Origin of the sequence: Pseudomonas sp. EA_65y_Pfl2_P74 (assembly GCF_963970575.1) — a bacterium.
Taxonomy (GTDB): Bacteria; Pseudomonadota; Gammaproteobacteria; order Pseudomonadales; family Pseudomonadaceae; genus Aquipseudomonas; species Aquipseudomonas baetica_A.
The window spans coordinates 106415-123224 of sequence record NZ_CAXAOQ010000012.1 but is presented as its reverse complement, the minus strand read 5'-3'; the positions used below and the strand labels follow the sequence as shown (position 1 = coordinate 123224).

11 protein-coding genes and 1 other RNA gene are annotated in these 16810 nt (G+C 53.0%); 10 read left to right on the top strand and 2 right to left on the bottom strand.

The features are described 5' to 3' along the window. Window positions 1-169 precede the first annotated feature (169 nt). The 6 genes from AACY18_RS12115 to ffs all read left to right on the top strand — a co-directional run bounded on the left by AACY18_RS12115 (window position 170) and on the right by ffs (window position 9698). The gene (locus tag AACY18_RS12115) at window positions 170-829 is read left to right on the top strand and encodes a GntR family transcriptional regulator (RefSeq protein ID WP_339432456.1); all 660 of its coding nucleotides are present in this window, start codon (window positions 170-172) and stop codon (window positions 827-829) included. A 2-nt stretch (window positions 830-831) separates the two neighbouring features. Next, window positions 832-4320 carry a chromosome segregation protein SMC gene (smc, locus tag AACY18_RS12110; RefSeq protein ID WP_339432455.1) on the top strand — a complete coding sequence of 1163 codons (3489 nt, stop codon included), beginning with the start codon at window positions 832-834 and terminating at the stop codon, window positions 4318-4320. Window positions 4321-4546: 226 nt separating this feature from the next. Continuing rightward, complete coding sequence (gene zipA / locus AACY18_RS12105; protein WP_339464965.1) at window positions 4547-5407, top strand: cell division protein ZipA; 861 nt, start codon at window positions 4547-4549, stop codon at window positions 5405-5407. 87 nt (window positions 5408-5494) lie between these two features. Further along, on the top strand, window positions 5495-7852 hold the full coding sequence (gene ligA / locus AACY18_RS12100) for an NAD-dependent DNA ligase LigA (RefSeq protein WP_339464964.1): 2358 nt from the start codon (window positions 5495-5497) through the stop codon (window positions 7850-7852). 471 nt (window positions 7853-8323) lie between these two features. Then, window positions 8324-9490, top strand: a complete 1167-nt coding sequence (locus AACY18_RS12095; protein WP_339464963.1) for a zinc-binding metallopeptidase family protein — start codon at window positions 8324-8326, stop codon at window positions 9488-9490. A 111-nt stretch (window positions 9491-9601) separates the two neighbouring features. Then, window positions 9602-9698, top strand: an RNA gene (gene ffs / locus AACY18_RS12090) — signal recognition particle sRNA small type. An 89-nt stretch (window positions 9699-9787) separates the two neighbouring features. Here the strand turns inward: ffs and AACY18_RS12085 are convergent. Continuing rightward, the gene (locus tag AACY18_RS12085; RefSeq protein ID WP_339464983.1) at window positions 9788-9985 is read right to left on the bottom strand and encodes a hypothetical protein; all 198 of its coding nucleotides are present in this window, start codon (window positions 9983-9985) and stop codon (window positions 9788-9790) included. A gap of 703 nt (window positions 9986-10688) precedes the next feature. Here AACY18_RS12085 and AACY18_RS12080 point away from each other — a divergent pair. From AACY18_RS12080 to AACY18_RS12065, 4 genes are read left to right on the top strand one after another with little or no spacing between them, the layout of a single operon-like run. Further along, window positions 10689-13088, top strand: coding sequence for a DUF4135 domain-containing protein (locus AACY18_RS12080; protein WP_339464962.1), 2400 nt, complete (start codon window positions 10689-10691; stop codon window positions 13086-13088). Between the two features lie 7 nt (window positions 13089-13095). Next, a complete protein-coding gene (locus AACY18_RS12075) occupies window positions 13096-13422 on the top strand; it encodes a hypothetical protein (protein WP_339464960.1) in 327 nt (108 codons plus the stop codon). Then, a complete protein-coding gene (locus AACY18_RS12070) occupies window positions 13419-15092 on the top strand; it encodes an ABC transporter ATP-binding protein (protein ID WP_339464959.1) in 1674 nt (557 codons plus the stop codon). The genes AACY18_RS12075 and AACY18_RS12070 overlap by 4 nt, the downstream gene beginning before the upstream one ends. Before the next feature lie 2 nt (window positions 15093-15094). After that, window positions 15095-16252 (top strand): AAA family ATPase, encoded by a 1158-nt coding sequence (locus tag AACY18_RS12065; RefSeq protein WP_339432449.1) that lies wholly within the window; start codon window positions 15095-15097, stop codon window positions 16250-16252. Between the two features lie 200 nt (window positions 16253-16452). Here the strand turns inward: AACY18_RS12065 and queD are convergent, their stop codons facing one another. Continuing rightward, window positions 16453-16809, bottom strand: coding sequence for a 6-carboxytetrahydropterin synthase QueD (gene queD / locus AACY18_RS12060; protein ID WP_007955941.1), 357 nt, complete (start codon window positions 16807-16809; stop codon window positions 16453-16455). Between the last annotated feature and the right edge of the window lies 1 nt (window position 16810).

Genomic DNA, 16810 nt, shown 5'->3' with positions numbered 1-16810 from the left:
AATGCGTTTCGTCGATCAGCAACGTGTCTATTCAGTATTGACCCTCATTGGATCCCCTGCTTTTTTGCGGGATTCGTGCCAAAAACCGCTGAGTGGGCACTCCGCCATGACCGTGCATTTGCGCTACACTGCGCCGCTTGTGCAGATCGATAGAGTTTGAAGGACAACCATGACGTTCAAGGCGCCGGACAGCCTCGCCGAGCAAATTGCTCACCACCTCGCCGAACGCATCATTCGTGGCGAAATGAAGCCGGGAGAGCGCATCCAGGAACAGAAGGTCACGCTGGCACTCAATGTCAGCCGCGGATCCGTTCGCGAAGCCTTGTTGATCCTCGAACGCCGCCACCTGATCGCGATCCTGCCGCGCCGTGGCGCGCACGTCACCGAGTTGACGGCGCACAAGGTGCAGAGCCTGTGCACGCTGATGAGCGAACTGTACATCCTGCTCGGCAACTCGGTGGCCAACGGCTGGCAAGACCAGGCCGACATGGCGCCGTTCGTGCAGATCCAGCAGCGCCTGACCGCCAGCTACGAGCGTCAGGACATCCGAACCTTCGTCGATGACAGTTTCGCCGTGATGCGCGCGGCCTATCCGTTTGCCAACAACCCGTACCTGCAAGAGACCGTCGAGAACCTGCAACCGGCGATGAGCCGCGCGTACTTCCTCGCCCTCGAGCAGCGCAAGGCTGAGATGAGCGAGTTCCTCGAACTGTTCGAGCGCTTGCTGGCCGCCGTGCTTGCCCGTGATCTGCCGCAGATCCGCATCGTGCTGACGGCTTACGCCCAGCGCAGTTGCGATCTGGTGGTGTCCGCCCTGACGGTCGCCTAAGCGTGCGGCTCAAGTGCATCAAACTGGCGGGATTCAAATCCTTCGTCGACCCGACCACGGTGAACTTCCCCAGTAACATGGCGGCGGTCGTCGGGCCGAACGGTTGCGGCAAGTCGAACATCATCGACGCCGTACGCTGGGTGATGGGCGAAAGTTCGGCGAAGAACCTGCGTGGCGAGTCGATGACCGACGTCATCTTCAACGGCTCGACCAGCCGTAAACCGGTGAGTCAGGCGAGCATCGAGTTGGTGTTCGACAACTCCGACGGCACGCTGCTGGGCGAATACGCCGCTTACGCGGAGATTTCCATTCGTCGCAAAGTGACCCGCGACAGCCAGACGACTTATTACCTCAACGGCACCAAATGCCGTCGTCGCGACATCACCGACATCTTCCTCGGCACCGGCCTCGGCCCGCGCAGCTACTCGATCATCGAGCAGGGGATGATCTCCAAGCTGATCGAGTCCAAGCCTGAAGATCTGCGCAACTTCATCGAAGAAGCGGCCGGCATTTCCAAGTACAAGGAGCGTCGGCGCGAGACCGAAAACCGCATCCGCCGCACCCACGAAAACCTTGCCCGCCTGACCGACCTGCGCGAAGAACTCGAGCGTCAGCTCGAGCGCTTGCACCGCCAGGCCGAGGCCGCCAAGAAGTATCAGGAATTCAAAGCCGAGGAGCGTCAGCTCAAGGCGCAACTGTCGGCCCTGCGCTGGCAGGATCTGAACGATCAGGTTGGCCAGCGCGAGTCGATCATCGGCACCCAGGAAATCAGTTTCGAAGCGCTGGTCGCCGAGCAACGTAACGCCGACGCCGCTATCGAGCGCCTGCGCGACGGGCATCATGACCTGTCCGAACGCTTCAATCTGGTGCAGGGACGCTTCTATTCGGTCGGCGGCGACATCGCCCGGGTCGAGCAGAGCATCCAGCACGGCCAGCAACGTTTGCGTCAATTGCAGGACGACTTGAAAGAAGCCGAGCGCGCGCGTCTGGAAACCGAATCGCACCTGGGCCACGACCGCACGTTGCTGCTGACCCTCGGTGAAGAGCTGGACATGCTCACCCCCGAGCAGGAAGTCACCAGCGCCGCCGCCGAAGAGGCTGCCGCCGCGCTGGAAGATTCCGAAACCGTCATGCACGGCTGGCAGGAGCAGTGGGACACCTTCAACCTGACCGCCGCCGAACCGCGCCGTCAGGCTGAAGTCCAGCAGTCGCGCATCCAGCAGCTGGAAACCAGCATGGAGCGTCTGGCCGATCGGCAAAAGCGCCTCGGCGAAGAGCGTGCATTGCTGTCGGCCGATCCGGAAGACGCGGCGATCATTGCGCTCAACGAACAACTCGCCGAGTCCGAAGCGACGCTTGAAGATTTGCAGACCAGCGAAGAGGCTCAGGTCGAAAAGCTTGAGCAACTGCGCCAGGAGTTGCAGCAAGCGTTGACCGCGCAGCAACAGGCGCAGGGCGATTTGCAGCGTTTGAATGGCCGGTTGGCCTCGCTGGAAGCCTTGCAGCAAGCCGCGCTCGATCCGGGCACCGGCACGGCTGAATGGCTGAAGGAGCACAACCTGGCCGAACGACCGCGTCTGGCCGAAGGCCTGAAGGTCGAGGCCGGTTGGGAGTTGGCGGTGGAAACCGTGCTCGGCGCCGACCTGCAAGCGGTGCTGGTGGATGATTTCAACGGTTTTGATTTGTCCGGCTTCACTCAGGGCGATTTGCGCCTGCTCAGCCCCGGCACCGATGGCGTGCGAGTGGCGGGCAGCTTGCTGGACAAGGTCGAGGCGCAGATTGACCTGTCGCCATGGCTCAGTCAGGTCAAACCGGTCGATAGTCTGGAGCAGGCCTTGGCCTTGCGCGGTCAGCTGAGCGCCGGGCAGAGCCTGATCAGTCGTGATGGATACTGGGTCGGTCGGCATTTCCTGCGCGTGCGCCGTGCCAGCGAAGCCGAAAGCGGCATGCTTGCCCGTGGCCAGGAAATCGAGACGCTGCATCTCGAACGTGAAGAGCGTGAAGCCACGGTCGAGGCGATGGAAACCCGTTTGCAAACCCTGCGCGCGCAACAGCGTCAGCAGGAAAACGGTCGCGAACATTTACGTCGCTTGCTGCAAGACGAAGCCCGTCAGCAAGGTGAATTGAAAGCCCAGTTGTCCGCCGGCAAAGCCAAGGCCGAACAACTCACGCTGCGCCGTACCCGTCTCGATGAAGAGCTGATCGAGCTCGGCGAACAGCGTGAGCTCGAGCATGAGCAAATAGGCGAAGCGCGCATGCAATTGCAGGACGCCCTCGACGCCATGGCGCTGGACACCGAGCAACGCGAGTTGCTGCTGGCCCAGCGCGACAGCTTGCGCGAGCGCCTCGACCGCGTGCGTCAGGAAGCGCGGCAGCACAAGGACCATGCGCATCAATTGGCCGTGCGGCTCGGCTCGTTGCGCGCGCAGCATGACTCCACGCGCCAGGCGCTGGAGCGTCTGGAAATGCAGGCCGAGCGTCTGACCGAAAAGCGCGAACAGTTGAGTCTGAATCTGGAGGAGGGCGAGGCCCCTCTGGAAGAACTGCGCCTGAAGCTTGAAGAGTTGCTCGACAAGCGCATGTCCGTCGACGAAGAACTCAAGACTGCGCAAATCGCCCTGGAAGATGCCGACCGCGAATTGCGCGAAGCGGAAAAACGCCGGACGCAAGCCGAGCAGCAATCGCAGTTGATCCGTGGCCAGCTCGAACAGCAGCGCATGGAATGGCAAGCCCTGACCGTGCGCCGCAAGGCTCTGCAGGATCAACTGCTCGAAGATGGCTACGATCTCAATGGCGTGCTCGCGACATTAACGGCACAAGCCAGTGAACGCGAAGCCGAAGAGGAACTCGAACGGATCAATGCCCGGATTCAGCGTCTGGGTGCCATCAACCTCGCGGCCATCGACGAATACACGCAACAATCCGAGCGTAAACGTTATCTGGATGCTCAGGATGCCGATCTGGTCGAGGCACTGGAGACGCTGGAAAACGTTATTCGCAAGATCGACAAGGAAACCCGCAACCGTTTCAAAGATACCTTTGATCAGATCAATGGCGGTTTACAGGCGCTTTTTCCAAAAGTTTTCGGTGGCGGGCGCGCGTATTTGGAACTGACGGGCGAAGATCTACTCGATACAGGGGTAACGATCATGGCGCAGCCGCCTGGAAAGAAGAACAGCACCATCCATTTGCTCTCCGGCGGGGAAAAAGCCCTGACCGCGCTGGCACTGGTTTTTGCGATCTTCAAGTTGAACCCGGCGCCGTTCTGCATGCTCGATGAAGTTGACGCGCCACTGGATGACGCTAACGTTGGACGCTACGCACGATTGGTTAAGGAGATGTCTCAGACGGTGCAGTTCATCTATATCACTCACAACAAGATCGCCATGGAAATGGCCGAGCAGTTGATGGGTGTGACGATGCATGAACCGGGTTGTTCGCGACTGGTAGCTGTAGATGTCGAGGAGGCGATGGCGATGGTGGACGCCTAGCGGCGCAGCGGCGAGTTGCAAGCTTCAAGCGGCAAGTGAAGCGGCTTGCTGCCTGGAGCTTAAAGCTTGTAGCTGCGAAGCCTTTGATCGTGCTAGTTTAATGTCAATTTTTCGTATACGTGGGCAAAACACCTGTCAGAACATAGAGTTGGCGCCACGTTTTAAAGCGGTTTGCACAGTGTAAACCCCTTATTTTTCAGCATTTTTTATAGAGGCACGGGATTACATGGAAATCGGTCTGCGCGAGTGGCTGATCGTCATCGGCATCATTGTGATAGCCGGTATTCTTTTCGATGGCTGGCGCCGGATGCGCGGCGGCAAGGGAAAACTGAAATTCCGTCTTGATCGAAGTCTGTCGAATCTGCCGGACGAGGACACCAGCGCCGAGCTGTTGGGCCCGGCCCGCGTTCTGGACACCCATAAAGAGCCACAACTGGACGAGCACGATCTGCCGTCGGTGAGCATGCCGGCCCGCGAAGCACGCGAGCCTCGCGAATCCGGCTCCAAGCGTGGCAAGCGTGGCAGCAACGGTCCGGCCCAGGGCGACCTGAACCTTGACCTGGATCTGGACGGCGGCCCGAGCTTCAGCAGTCGTGAAGACTTCGCCAATGATGCCAAGGCTGCACCGGTGGTCAGTGACAAGGATCAACCGCAAGCCGAAGAGGTTCTGGTGATCAGCGTGATCTGCCGCGATGCTGCCGGTTTCAGAGGCCCAGCGCTGTTGCAGAATATTCTGGAAAGCGGTCTGCGTTTTGGTGAGATGGATATTTTCCACCGTCACGAAAGCATGGCTGGCAACGGTGAGGTGCTGTTCTCCATGGCCAATGCGGTCAAGCCGGGCATCTTTGATCTGGACGACATCGATCATTTCAGCACCCCGGCGGTGAGCTTTTTCCTCGGTCTGCCTGGCCCGCGTCATCCGAAGCAGGCCTTCGACGTGATGGTGGCCGCTGCCCGCAAGCTGTCCCAGGAACTGAACGGTGAACTCAAGGATGACCAACGCAGCGTCCTGACCGCGCAGACCATCGAGCATTACCGTCAGCGCATCGTCGAGTTCGAGCGCCGCGCCCTGACCCATAAGCGTTGATTGAAAAGATTGCCTCGTTATAAAGAGGCAATCGGCAAAATAGATTGAGCAGCCTCGGCTGCTCTTTTGCTTTATGAGAGAACACCCATGACCGCCGCCCAAAACCGCATTCTAGCGCTGCGCGCTGAGCTGGATCAGCACAACTACCGTTACCACGTCCTCGACGAGCCGAGCATTCCGGATGCCGAGTACGACCGGTTGTTCCACGAGCTCAAGGCTCTGGAAGCAGCCAACCCGCAGTTGATCACCCGTGACTCGCCGACCCAGCGTGTCGGCAGTGTGGCGCTGACGGCGTTCACTCAGGTGCGCCACGAAGTACCGATGCTCAGCCTCGGCAACGCCTTCGAAGAAACCGATATGCGCGAGTTTGATCGCCGCGTCACTGAAGGTCTGGATCTGCCGGCTGGCTATCTGTTCGGCGGTGGCTCGGCGGTGGAGTACAGCTGCGAGCCGAAGCTCGATGGCCTGGCGGTCAGTCTGCTGTATCAGGACGGCCTGCTGGTTCGTGGCGCCACACGCGGTGACGGCACCACCGGCGAAGACATCAGCGTCAACGTGCGCACCGTGCGCAACATTCCCCTGAAGCTGCACGGCGAAGGCTGGCCGGCGACCCTGGAAGTGCGCGGTGAGGTGTTCATGTCCAAGGCCGGTTTCGAGCGCCTCAACGCCTCGCAACTGGACATCGGTGGCAAGACCTTCGCCAACCCGCGCAACGCCGCTGCCGGCAGCCTGCGTCAGCTGGATTCGAAGATCACCGCCAACCGTCCGTTGGAGTTCTGCTGCTACGGCATCGGTCAGGTCTCCCACGATATTTCCGACACCCACATCGGCAACCTCAAGCAATTGCAAAAGTGGGGCATGCCGATCAGCCACGAGCTGAAACTGGCCAAAGGCATCGGTGAGTGCCTGGATTACTACCGCGACATCGGTGAGCGACGCAGCTCGCTGACTTACGAAATCGACGGTGTGGTGTTCAAGGTCAACAGCATTGCCGATCAGCGTGAACTGGGCTTCCGCGCCCGCGAACCGCGTTGGGCGATCGCGCATAAATTCCCGGCGATGGAAGAGCTCACCGAGTTGCTCGATGTGGAATTCCAGGTTGGCCGTACCGGCGCCGTCACTCCGGTGGCGCGCCTGAAACCGGTCAAGGTCGCGGGCGTCACCGTGGCCAATGCCACGCTGCACAACATGGACGAAGTCGCGCGGCTGGGCCTGATGATTGGCGACACCGTGATCATCCGTCGTGCCGGTGATGTGATTCCACAAGTGGTGCAAGTGGTCACCGAACGCCGTCCGGACAATGCACGACCTGTGGCGATTCCGGAGAGCTGTCCGATGTGCGGCTCCCACGTTGAGCGCACGCAACTGATCAAGCGCAGCAAGGGCAAGGAAACCGTCAGCGAAGGCGCGGTGTATCGCTGCGTGGGGCGCCTGGCCTGTGGCGCGCAATTGAAGCAGGCGATCATTCACTTCGTCTCGCGTCGTGCGATGGACATTGAAGGCCTCGGCGACAAGAGCGTCGAGCAATTGGTCGATGAAGGCCTGGTCAGTTCGCCGGCCGATTTATACGCGCTGAAGTTTGATGACATCGTCGATCTGGAAGGCTTTGCCGAGGTGTCCGGCAACAAACTGCTCGCGGCCATTGAAGACAGCAAGAAGCCGGGGCTGGCGCGTTTCATCTATGCCCTGGGCATTCCCGATGTTGGTGAAGAAACGGCCAAGGTACTGGCGCGTTCGCTGGGTTCGCTGGAGCGCGTACAACAGGCGTTGCCGCAGGTGCTGACCTATCTGCCGGATGTCGGCCTGGAAGTGGCACACGAGATTCACAGCTTCTTTGAAGATGCGCACAACCAGCAGGTGATCGGCGAATTGCTCGGGCATGGTTTGCAGATTCAGGATCAGGGCGAACTGGGGGCCGAGTTTGCCGCCAGCACTACGCTGGGCGGCTTCCTCGACAAGCTGCACATTCCTTCGGTCGGCCCAGGCGGGGCGCAGAAGCTGGCAGACAGGTTTGGCTCGCTCGACGCGGTAATGAGCGCCGACTGGCTGGACATGCGTCAGGCATTGCCGGAGAAACAGGCCAATTCGGTACGTGAGTTTTTTGCGCTGCCGCAGCATCGCCAACTGGCCGAAGAGGCCGAGAAGCAACTGCGTGATTTCGGCATGCACTGGCACAGCGAGAAGAAGGTCGTCGAAGGTTTGCCGCTGTCCGGGCAGACTTGGGTGCTGACGGGCAAGGTCGAGTTGATGAGCCGCGATGTCGCCAAGGAACATCTGGAAAGCCTTGGGGCGAAGGTGGCCGGTTCGGTGTCGGCGAAGACGCATTGCGTGGTGGCCGGCCCAGGCGCTGGCTCCAAGCTGACCAAGGCCAATGAGCTTGGGGTGAAGGTGATGGATGAGGAGGCATTTATCGCGTTCCTGAAGGGCTGTGGCCTCTCCGTCTGACCTCTCGTTCCCACGCATTGCGTCACTAGTGTCCGGTAAAAACTGAAGGGGGAGCTTGCTCCCCCTTGCTGTGCCTGCTTCCTGAGCAATAATCAGGTTTTTCAGGCTCGATTTTCGCCTATGTTCAGCAGCACCCGATTTGCACAGATGCTTCAAGTTCTCCGAAAATGCCGTTCGTCTTCAGATATACAGCGCTTTGATCACGTACCTCTTGCTGCACCTTTAGCAGCGCCGGTCAGGTGGCTCTGGGCTATTTCCAGCTTCGTCATTCGGCTAGCCCACACGTTGTTCGAACGGCCATCAAGCATCGAACATCTTGAACATCGAAGGCAGAAGCGAACGGAGCAGAAGGCAGCTCAAGGCTGCCTTCTGCTATGAAACAGGTTTTACCGGACACTAGTGACGCTCTGCGTGGGAACGATCTTTGGGCGGGAATGATCTAGTCTTGGCAAGCCCCAAGGAGAGATCGCCATGTACCGCTTTTTCGAGCAACTCAGTTCTCGCATCGTCGCGCCGTTCATGGGCGAATCTTCACGCAACAGCAAAGTCTGGCCGTGTCGCTGCGGTCAGTCACTGTTCTTTCGCAACAGTCAGTGCCTGGCTTGCAGCGCATTGCTCGGTTATCAGTCTGAACAAAGTCGCCTGACCTCGCTGCAACCGGGGCCGCAGGAAGGCTCCTGGACGCTGGATGCCGATCCCGAGGCGGGACTGTTCCGTCGTTGCGCCAATCTCGATACGCCTGCGGCGTGCAACTGGTTGCTGCCGGACAACGGTCGCGACGTCCTGTGTGTTGCCTGCAGCCTCAATCGCACGATTCCCGATCTTTCGGTTTCTGAAAACCCCGAACTGTGGCGCAAGGTGGAAACGGCCAAGCGCCGCCTGGTGGCACAACTGATCACCCTCGGCTTGCAGGTCATCCCGAAAACGGTGAGTGAAGAAACCGGACTGGCCTTCGATTTCATCGGCGTCGACCTCGAAGGCAATTCACCAATGACCGGCCACGCGAGCGGCCTGATCACCCTCGACATCAAAGAAGCCGACGACGCCCATCGCGAGCGGGTGAGGGCGCAAATGCATGAGCCCTATCGCACGCTGCTGGGGCATTTTCGCCACGAGGTTGGACACTACTACTGGGATCGGCTGATCGCTAACGGTCCATGGCTCCAATCATTCCGCAGCCTGTTTGGCGACGAGCGCGCCAGCTATGCCGAGGCACTTGACCACCACTATCAACAAGGCGCCCCACTGGACTGGCCGCAGCATTACGTCAGTGCCTACGCGACCATGCACCCTTGGGAAGACTGGGCGGAAACCTGGGCGCATTACCTGCACATGATGGACGCAGTGGACACTGCGCTGGGTTTTGGCATGAGTGCGCGGGAAATGGACTTCGACTACCAGCCATTTGCGCCAAGCACTCTGTACGAACCTGAACATCCTGGCGGCGGGGCGTTTCTGTCGTTCGTCAACGCCTGGATCGAACTGGCCGGCATGCTCAACGAATTGTCACGCAGCATGGGTCAGCCGGACTTCTACCCGTTCGTGTTGCCGGCGGCGGCGATTGCCAAGCTGCACTTCATTCACCTGGTGATCCAGCAAGAGGGCGGCAGGGCGGATGAGGTGTTGCAAGCGCAATAGCAAGTGCTTGAACCTCTTCATGTTTTTTATCTGAAACCAACGGTTGTAACTTCGTCTCAGATAGGTACAATGGCGCGGCTCGCCGACAGGTGAGTGTCGTTATGGTGACCCCATCGGTCCCCCCGCAACGATTACCCGTGAACCTGGTCAGATCCGGAAGGAAGCAGCCACAGCGGGAACATTGTGTGCCGGGGTGTGGCTGGTGGGGTTACCACCTTAACGAACATCGAACGATTCAACAGAACTGCATGGGTATCGCCCAATGCGGTTTTTTTTTGCCTGTGATTTATGCATTCGTCATGCATCACCCCTGTGCGCGGGCAAGCCCGTCCCTACAGGGATTTCAGTGTTCTTCATGGATAACTCGCCGCGATAGATGCAGCCACGGGTGCAGGTTTCGTGGATGCGGATCCAGCCCGTGTGCGGATCGAGGTCGCCGCTTAGGTGAATCGCCACTTTGGGGACTTCGCTGAGGGGGGGGATCGTTGCCGGCATCGCTCTGCGCCATAGGGCGTTCCTTGCTGGAATGAGAGAGAGGCGGGGAAGGTTGCAGAGTTCGAACCAAGTTTGAATAGCTATTTCCAATGCTTGAGAACTATATGAATTGATAGTTGTTGGATTAACAACTATTGGGGTGAGCTGTCATCTTGACGTTTTGTTCTGTCAATTTCTTGTATGAAAGAACTTAATATTTTGAATTGAGTCTGGATTGTTCCTATGGCCCCACTGGAATAGTCCTACAGGATATTAGTCCTGTTCCTGCTTCGAATTTATTGACCGTAAAGGTTTGATCCAATATATCTATAGCTCCAAATGATTCTCAATTTTTCAAAGCATTCTAATGGCAATACAAGGACGTAAGATGAGTAATCGTAGTGTCGATATTGAATCTATTAAAAATGTTATTCGGGCGGATGGCGTCATGATGAGTGCTGCCTTCGTAAAAATGTATGTAGATCCACTTCTTTTGCAAATTGAAAATACTCCCCCTGGAATGGAGCTTACAAGACCTGTACACACGGGGCCGGCGACAAGTAACTGTACTCAATGCTTCAGCAGGTGTTGCTATGCTTCCTACTCGCCAAAATCAATAAAAAGCGGGACGTGTTATGGGCTGGTGCCAAGTGCCAATGTAGTTGTCTTTAACTAGTCGCAAACCGCCGAAAGGCGGTATTTTATTTGACATAAGGAAATGTTGATGAGTGGTTTTTCAAAAGTTGAATCCATGTCGACTTATTTCGGAGCGCATAGAGTTTTAGTAAATGATTATCTGAATGAACTGTATAAGAGTAAGGAGTTCGATCTTGCTTCTTTGTTCGATAAAAAACTGGCTAATGCGTTTGCTATACATGTTGCGAACAAGGTGGAAAGTTATGTTCGGCAAACCATTGAGGCAGAAGTTTCGCATGTCAATGAAGATCTCGGCGTCAGTATGACGTACGAGGATTTTTTAGAGAATGATGAGTTGTATCTAGAATTTTTGAGTAAATATGAATCACTGCAGTACTTGCTAGATAAACTTTTTGCGGATGAGTTGGAAAACTTTTCCTTAGTAAAGGGGGCTTTTGTTCAGTCGCTTCCGGAATTGCTACGGACTGGTTTTCTGGCGGACGCTCATGAAGTGAGTGATGTGTTTTTGCTCGGGGATGAAAGTCACGATGGAAATAAAAATGTCGCTCTATTTTACGTACGGGGATGCCCCGCCTTTGCCTTGAAATTGCGCGACCTGGAACTGGAAAGGAAAACAAGCGAGTTTCTTGGGGATTTCTTTAAGGATCAATGTGATATCCAAGGCTGGGAGTTTCCTGAATATATATCGGGGCAGGATTTCGGATGGGTGAAGTGGTGTGATCAGGTTCCTTTGAAGAGCCAAGCGGAGGTAGAGAACTATTATAAGTTAGCAGGCTATTTGATTGCCGCAGTTGCTTCGTTAGGGGTTACCGATCTTCATTATGAAAATATAGTAACTCATCATGGAAATCCTGTGCCGGTTGACTTGGAAGCAGTATTTCATCATGTCTATGTTGACGCGTCTCGTTCGGCAATAGCTAGAACTGGGCTTGTGCCGAATGTTATTAAATACACAGATGGACTTGCCGACACCGAGCACGCGGGGATAGGAAATATATTTCGGAAAGAAATCATTAGAAAAGCATCTTTGAACAAAAATCCGAACGCAGTAGTGTTTGATGGTTGTGTACAGAATCCGATGGACTATATTGATTGTATGGTTGCTGGCTGTGTGGAGTGCTATAAAATTATAACTGCTGAGTATCAGCGGTTTGTGAGGTTTTTTAATCAAGCTTCTAATCTTAAAAATAGAATGATATTGAGAGACACGGCTAATTATTGCTTGGTGATTGAGGCGTCTTTTCATCCGCTACTTCTAAAGAGTAATGAAGGGCGAAAAAACTATATCGAGTCCTGCCTCGGATCAATCGAAGATTATCGGGCTGAGCCCGCTCTCTTAAAGGCTGAGGTTGAAGCCTGTTTTCTTGGGGATGTCCCAAGGTTTACGTCTAGTGCAAAGGCTCTTTTCGTTTGTTCAGTTCATGCTGTGAAAAGTATTAAACTGATTAACTATGTGAGTGGGTACGATAGTGTAAGGAGTGATTTGCATCGTATAGTAAGTGATGGGTATGGTCACGAGATTGAATTTTTAAAGTGCGTGTATAAAGAGGCTGGAAAAGTAGTCGATATGAACTTTAGATTTAATAGGGTTGGCTTCTTTGATGATGGAGAAGTCTCTAATTGTTTTTCTTTAGACACGACTTCCGCTTCAGTAAAGAGAACTGCTAAGCACATGCTTTATAAAAAATCTCCCCCGTTACTGTTTACCAGTAGAAGTGAGAGCTATCTTGAGCTAACTTCGGTAGGGTTCGATTTGTTTTCGGGTTCGGGAGGGCTTGGGTATCTCGCCTCTACTGGGGGGTTATTCGAGTCAGAGTCTGAGAATAAGGAGTTTCTCTCCGCGTATTATGAAATGGTGGTGAGTAGTGAGTTCCTCTCCTCGTCCCCAATAGGTGGAGCATATGTCGGTGGGTTGAGTTCGATAGCTCCGGTTTTTATAGATGGAAACCTGACCTCTATTTCCGCTGCAACCGATAAAATTGTCACGTCTATTTATGCATGTGAATATAAGAAAATGGGTTCGGGATTGGTTTATGGTCTTGCCGGGGCTCTAGTGATTGCAAGTTGTTACTTTGAACTATCACGGATGGAGGTTTGGCGAGATGTTGCTAGGTCGCTATTCGATGTTTTAGTAGCGCGATCCGAACTCGATGGTGAGCAGATAATATTTTCTGCCAATATCTCAAGGCACGCAAAGAAGATATTATCTGGGCTTTCGCATGGTCAAGCAGGAGTCGCTTATTCGATCGCGGTATATGCACTTGTTTTTGATATTCCTGATGGGGCGATCCTGCCATTGATAAAAGGCGTGATCATGTCGGAAATCAATTGCTTCGACCCTCAGCGTGGTAATTGGCCTGATTTGAGAAGTAAACCTCGAAATATAGAACTTCAAGATGAGTTTGGGTGGGCTTATGGGGGGGGCAGGGATTATTTATGTATTAGATTTTTTAAAAAGACATTTTAATATCTGCATGATCAATGAGTTCCTACAGAAATACAATGTTCGTGCATTATTTGAGGCGAGTGTTTTAGAACCTGGCAAAAAAGAAAGTTTCTCAGTTTCCAACGGAGCCTTGGGCGTAGAGTTGATTTATCGGCGACTATTCAAGAAAGCTTTGAATAGTGATTTGGAAAGTAAGTATTGGTCGATTCATGGTTCGGCCACTTTAGGTTGTGGTCTGATGAAAGGAAGTGCCGGAGAATGCCTAGCCCTGAAATCCCTGATGACAGGTGATCGATCCTTTCCCCTGTTACCTCATGAATTGTTCAAGCTTAACTTTCAGGAAGTATTCGAATGAAGGCCAAAGGGTTTGTCGATGCTTATAAGCTATTAAAGTTGTCCATGAAATCAAAGGATGCAGGTCGTTTGGCCTTTTTGGTGACGCTGGTTTTTCTTACCGCGATAGGGTTTGGGTTGTTGCCCATGTTTTTTCAACGGATGCTTGCGGTCGCTTCAAGTGATCATGAACAGTTCTTGAACTTTCTGGTTTTGGTGATTGGTGTTGTTTTTATATCTCAGGTGTTATCTCATTCGTCTGATGTGTTGACAATGATGTTTATTCAGAGGGTTAATATAAATCTTGGTGAGATGTTTATTAAGAAATCAATTGGTTTATCTGCGAATGAGAGTCTTGTACAAGGGCCGGCACACCTTGCGCAGGTGTTGCAATGTGCTTCTGCGAGTATGGATAATACTGTGCGCTCTTTATTGGTTAGTGTGCTGCCGTCCTTGGTTCAGATATTAGTATCGTTTGTAGTGTTGCTGTTTTTTGAAGATTTTTTCGTAATGTTTATGATTTTTTTATATGTTTTTGTATATGCCATTCTTAGCGCTTCAGTGATAGGTCGTTTGTCAGAGCTATTCAAAGCTGTGATATTGAAGGAAATGGGATGTTCTAAAACTGTCCATGGCATTGTTTCGAATATTGAGACGATACGTATTTATTTAGCTGAGGAGTTTCTACTGCGGTTTTTTCGCGAAGATCAAGAAGGGGTTTACCAGTCTTGGTTGGATTTCTATAGGAAAAGTACTTCTCTGGAGGTGGTCAGGATAGTTGTTTTTTCATTGGTTTTTTTTGTGGTTATTTATGAGTCCTCGTTAAGGTTGCTTTCCGGTGAGATAGGTGTTGGTCATTTAGTAATGGTTGCAGCCTATATGTTTCAGGTTTGTCAGCCGTACGACGCTCTTTTAAAGAGTGTTGGAAGCATGATCGAGTCACTAGGTGGGTTTGCACCATTACTAAAGCATTTTGACGCTTGCGAAATTCGGCGTGTTGATAAAAATAATAAACTTCCGAACGTTGGTCATGGTCTGGAGTTTTGTAATGTTGGGTTCTCTTACCCTAACCGACCTGTAGAAAAGGTGCTGTGTGATTTGTCAATTCGATTTGCTCCGGGTGAAGTCGTCGCGATCACTGGCCCGTCTGGCGTGGGTAAGTCAACTATTGTCAAATTGCTGATGCGACTCTACGTGCCATCGTCAGGTTTAATTAAATATGGTGGTGTTGCGATAGGCGATTTGTCTGATCACGATTTTTATTCCAGGTTTTCTTTCGTGTCCCAAGAGGTTGGTTTGTTCAACGGTACGCTGAGATTTAATCTAAAAGTTGCCGATCAGAATGCACCGGATGAGAGACTGGAAGCTGTTCTAAAGCTCGCTAATCTTGAGGTATTCCTGAAAGGATTACCGTCCGGACTGGACACGGAAATTGGAGACAGAGGTCTAATGTTGTCGGGAGGAGAGCGCCAACGTCTTGCGCTGGCAAGAAGTTTTTTGCGGGATCATAAGGTGGTTGTTTTTGATGAGAGTACCGCGTTTCTTGATGAGGCGGCAGAGCGTACAGTCATATCAAATATAAAGAAATATAATGCGTCTAACATTGTGATCATTGTTGCTCATCGCGAGTCAATATTAAAGCTGGCTGATCGAGTAGTCTCGTTTAATGGCGAATATTGTGTGGAGCTTTAGTAGTGAGAATTTTGTCTGTTTCAGTTAAAGGGTATCGCTCTATTGATGATGTGTTTATTAATCTTGACGGATTGAACATTTTTCATGGCGCTAATGGAGTTGGGAAGACCAATTTGTATAATGCACTAAAGCTCGTGCAGGCCGCCGCGACGGGGGAGTTCTCAAAGTTTATCGTTAGGGAAGGTGGCATGCAGTCGATCCTTTCGGAAAGTTCAAAGCGCAGTGCCGAACGCTCAAAAATTATTCTTGAAGTGCGTTTTTCAACTTTTCCAGATGATGGCTATTACAGTTATAGAATTACAGCAGGCTTGGTGCCGCAAAAAAATGTTTTTGGAGAGAAAATTGTATTGGGCGATGGCTTTGAGTTTGAACCGCAAATTAAAAATGAAAAGCTATCGTTTTATGATGGGCGAAAAACTCATATTCTGATGGTCAGAGAGAATAGTTTCTTGAAAGTCATGGGTCGAGAAATGGCCATGCTGGACATGACTAATTCTATTCGACTATTTCCCTCGGCAACGGCATTAAACTCTCTCACAGATGCGGAGCGTTTTCCCGAGGTGTTGCGTATCAAACATGAAATAATGGGGTGGCGTTTTTATCATGGTTTCAGGACTGATATTGAGTCACCCATCCGTAAGCCTTGCTACGCTGTTAGTGGTACCGTGCTTGATTCCTGTGGAACAAATCTCGCTGCTGTTTTGGCGACGCAAAAATATATAGTTCAGGATCTTGATGTTATTGAAAAACTGATTGCGGATACATTCGGTGGAGCAACTTTGGATATTTCAAAGCCCGAGCGTACCGTTTCGTTTGGTTTGCGTTTCGCTCACAGTAATCGGACAAGTAATGCGTGGGAGTTGTCTGACGGTACGTTGCAGTATATTTGCCTGGTCGTTGCGCTAACATCCGGTTCTTTGCCTCCTTTTATTGTTTTGAACGAGCCTGATAACAGCCTTCATCCTGATATGCTCAGATCGTTGGCTGGTTTGATTAGCTCTGCCAGTAAGCGATCGCAGATTTGGGTTGTTACGCATTCACCGATATTGAAAGATATTCTAGAGGAGTCAGGGGCGTTCAAATCACGGCATGTTATCAAGCGGGGGCTTCATACATGGATTGAAGGACTGACTCTTAATGGTGATGTCGATGTTTTGTGAGTCAACCGCACGCTATGCCCGTTGAAGTCGAAGACTTGATCCAGCAGCCAGTCCGTCATGGTCCTGTCCTCTTGGCAGGGTGGGAGCCAAAAAAGCATAGGCATAAAAAAACAGCCGCGAAGGCTGTTCTCTATATCCTTGATGAACACCGATCCCCTGAAGCGGCTTCTGGCAACGCCTACAAGGGGATGTGTATTGAATTACTCGCCGCGATAGATGCAGCCGCTGGTGCAGGTTTCGTGGATGCGGATCGCGCTCAGTTCCGGCAGCAGTGGTTTCAATTCATTCCAGATGAATTTGGCCAGGACTTCGCTGGTCGGGTTTTCCAGGCCGGGAATGTCGTTCAGGTAGTTGTGATCCAGGCGCTCGTAGAGCGGCTTGAAAATCGCTTTGATCTCGGAGAAGTCGCGGATCCAGCCTGTGTGCGGATCGAGGTCGCCGCTCAGGTGAATCGCCACTTTGAACGAGTGGCCGTGAAGGCGCCCGCACTTGTGGCCGTCCGGTACGTGCGGCAGGCGATGGGCGGATTCGAATGTAAATTCCTTGAAGATTTCCACA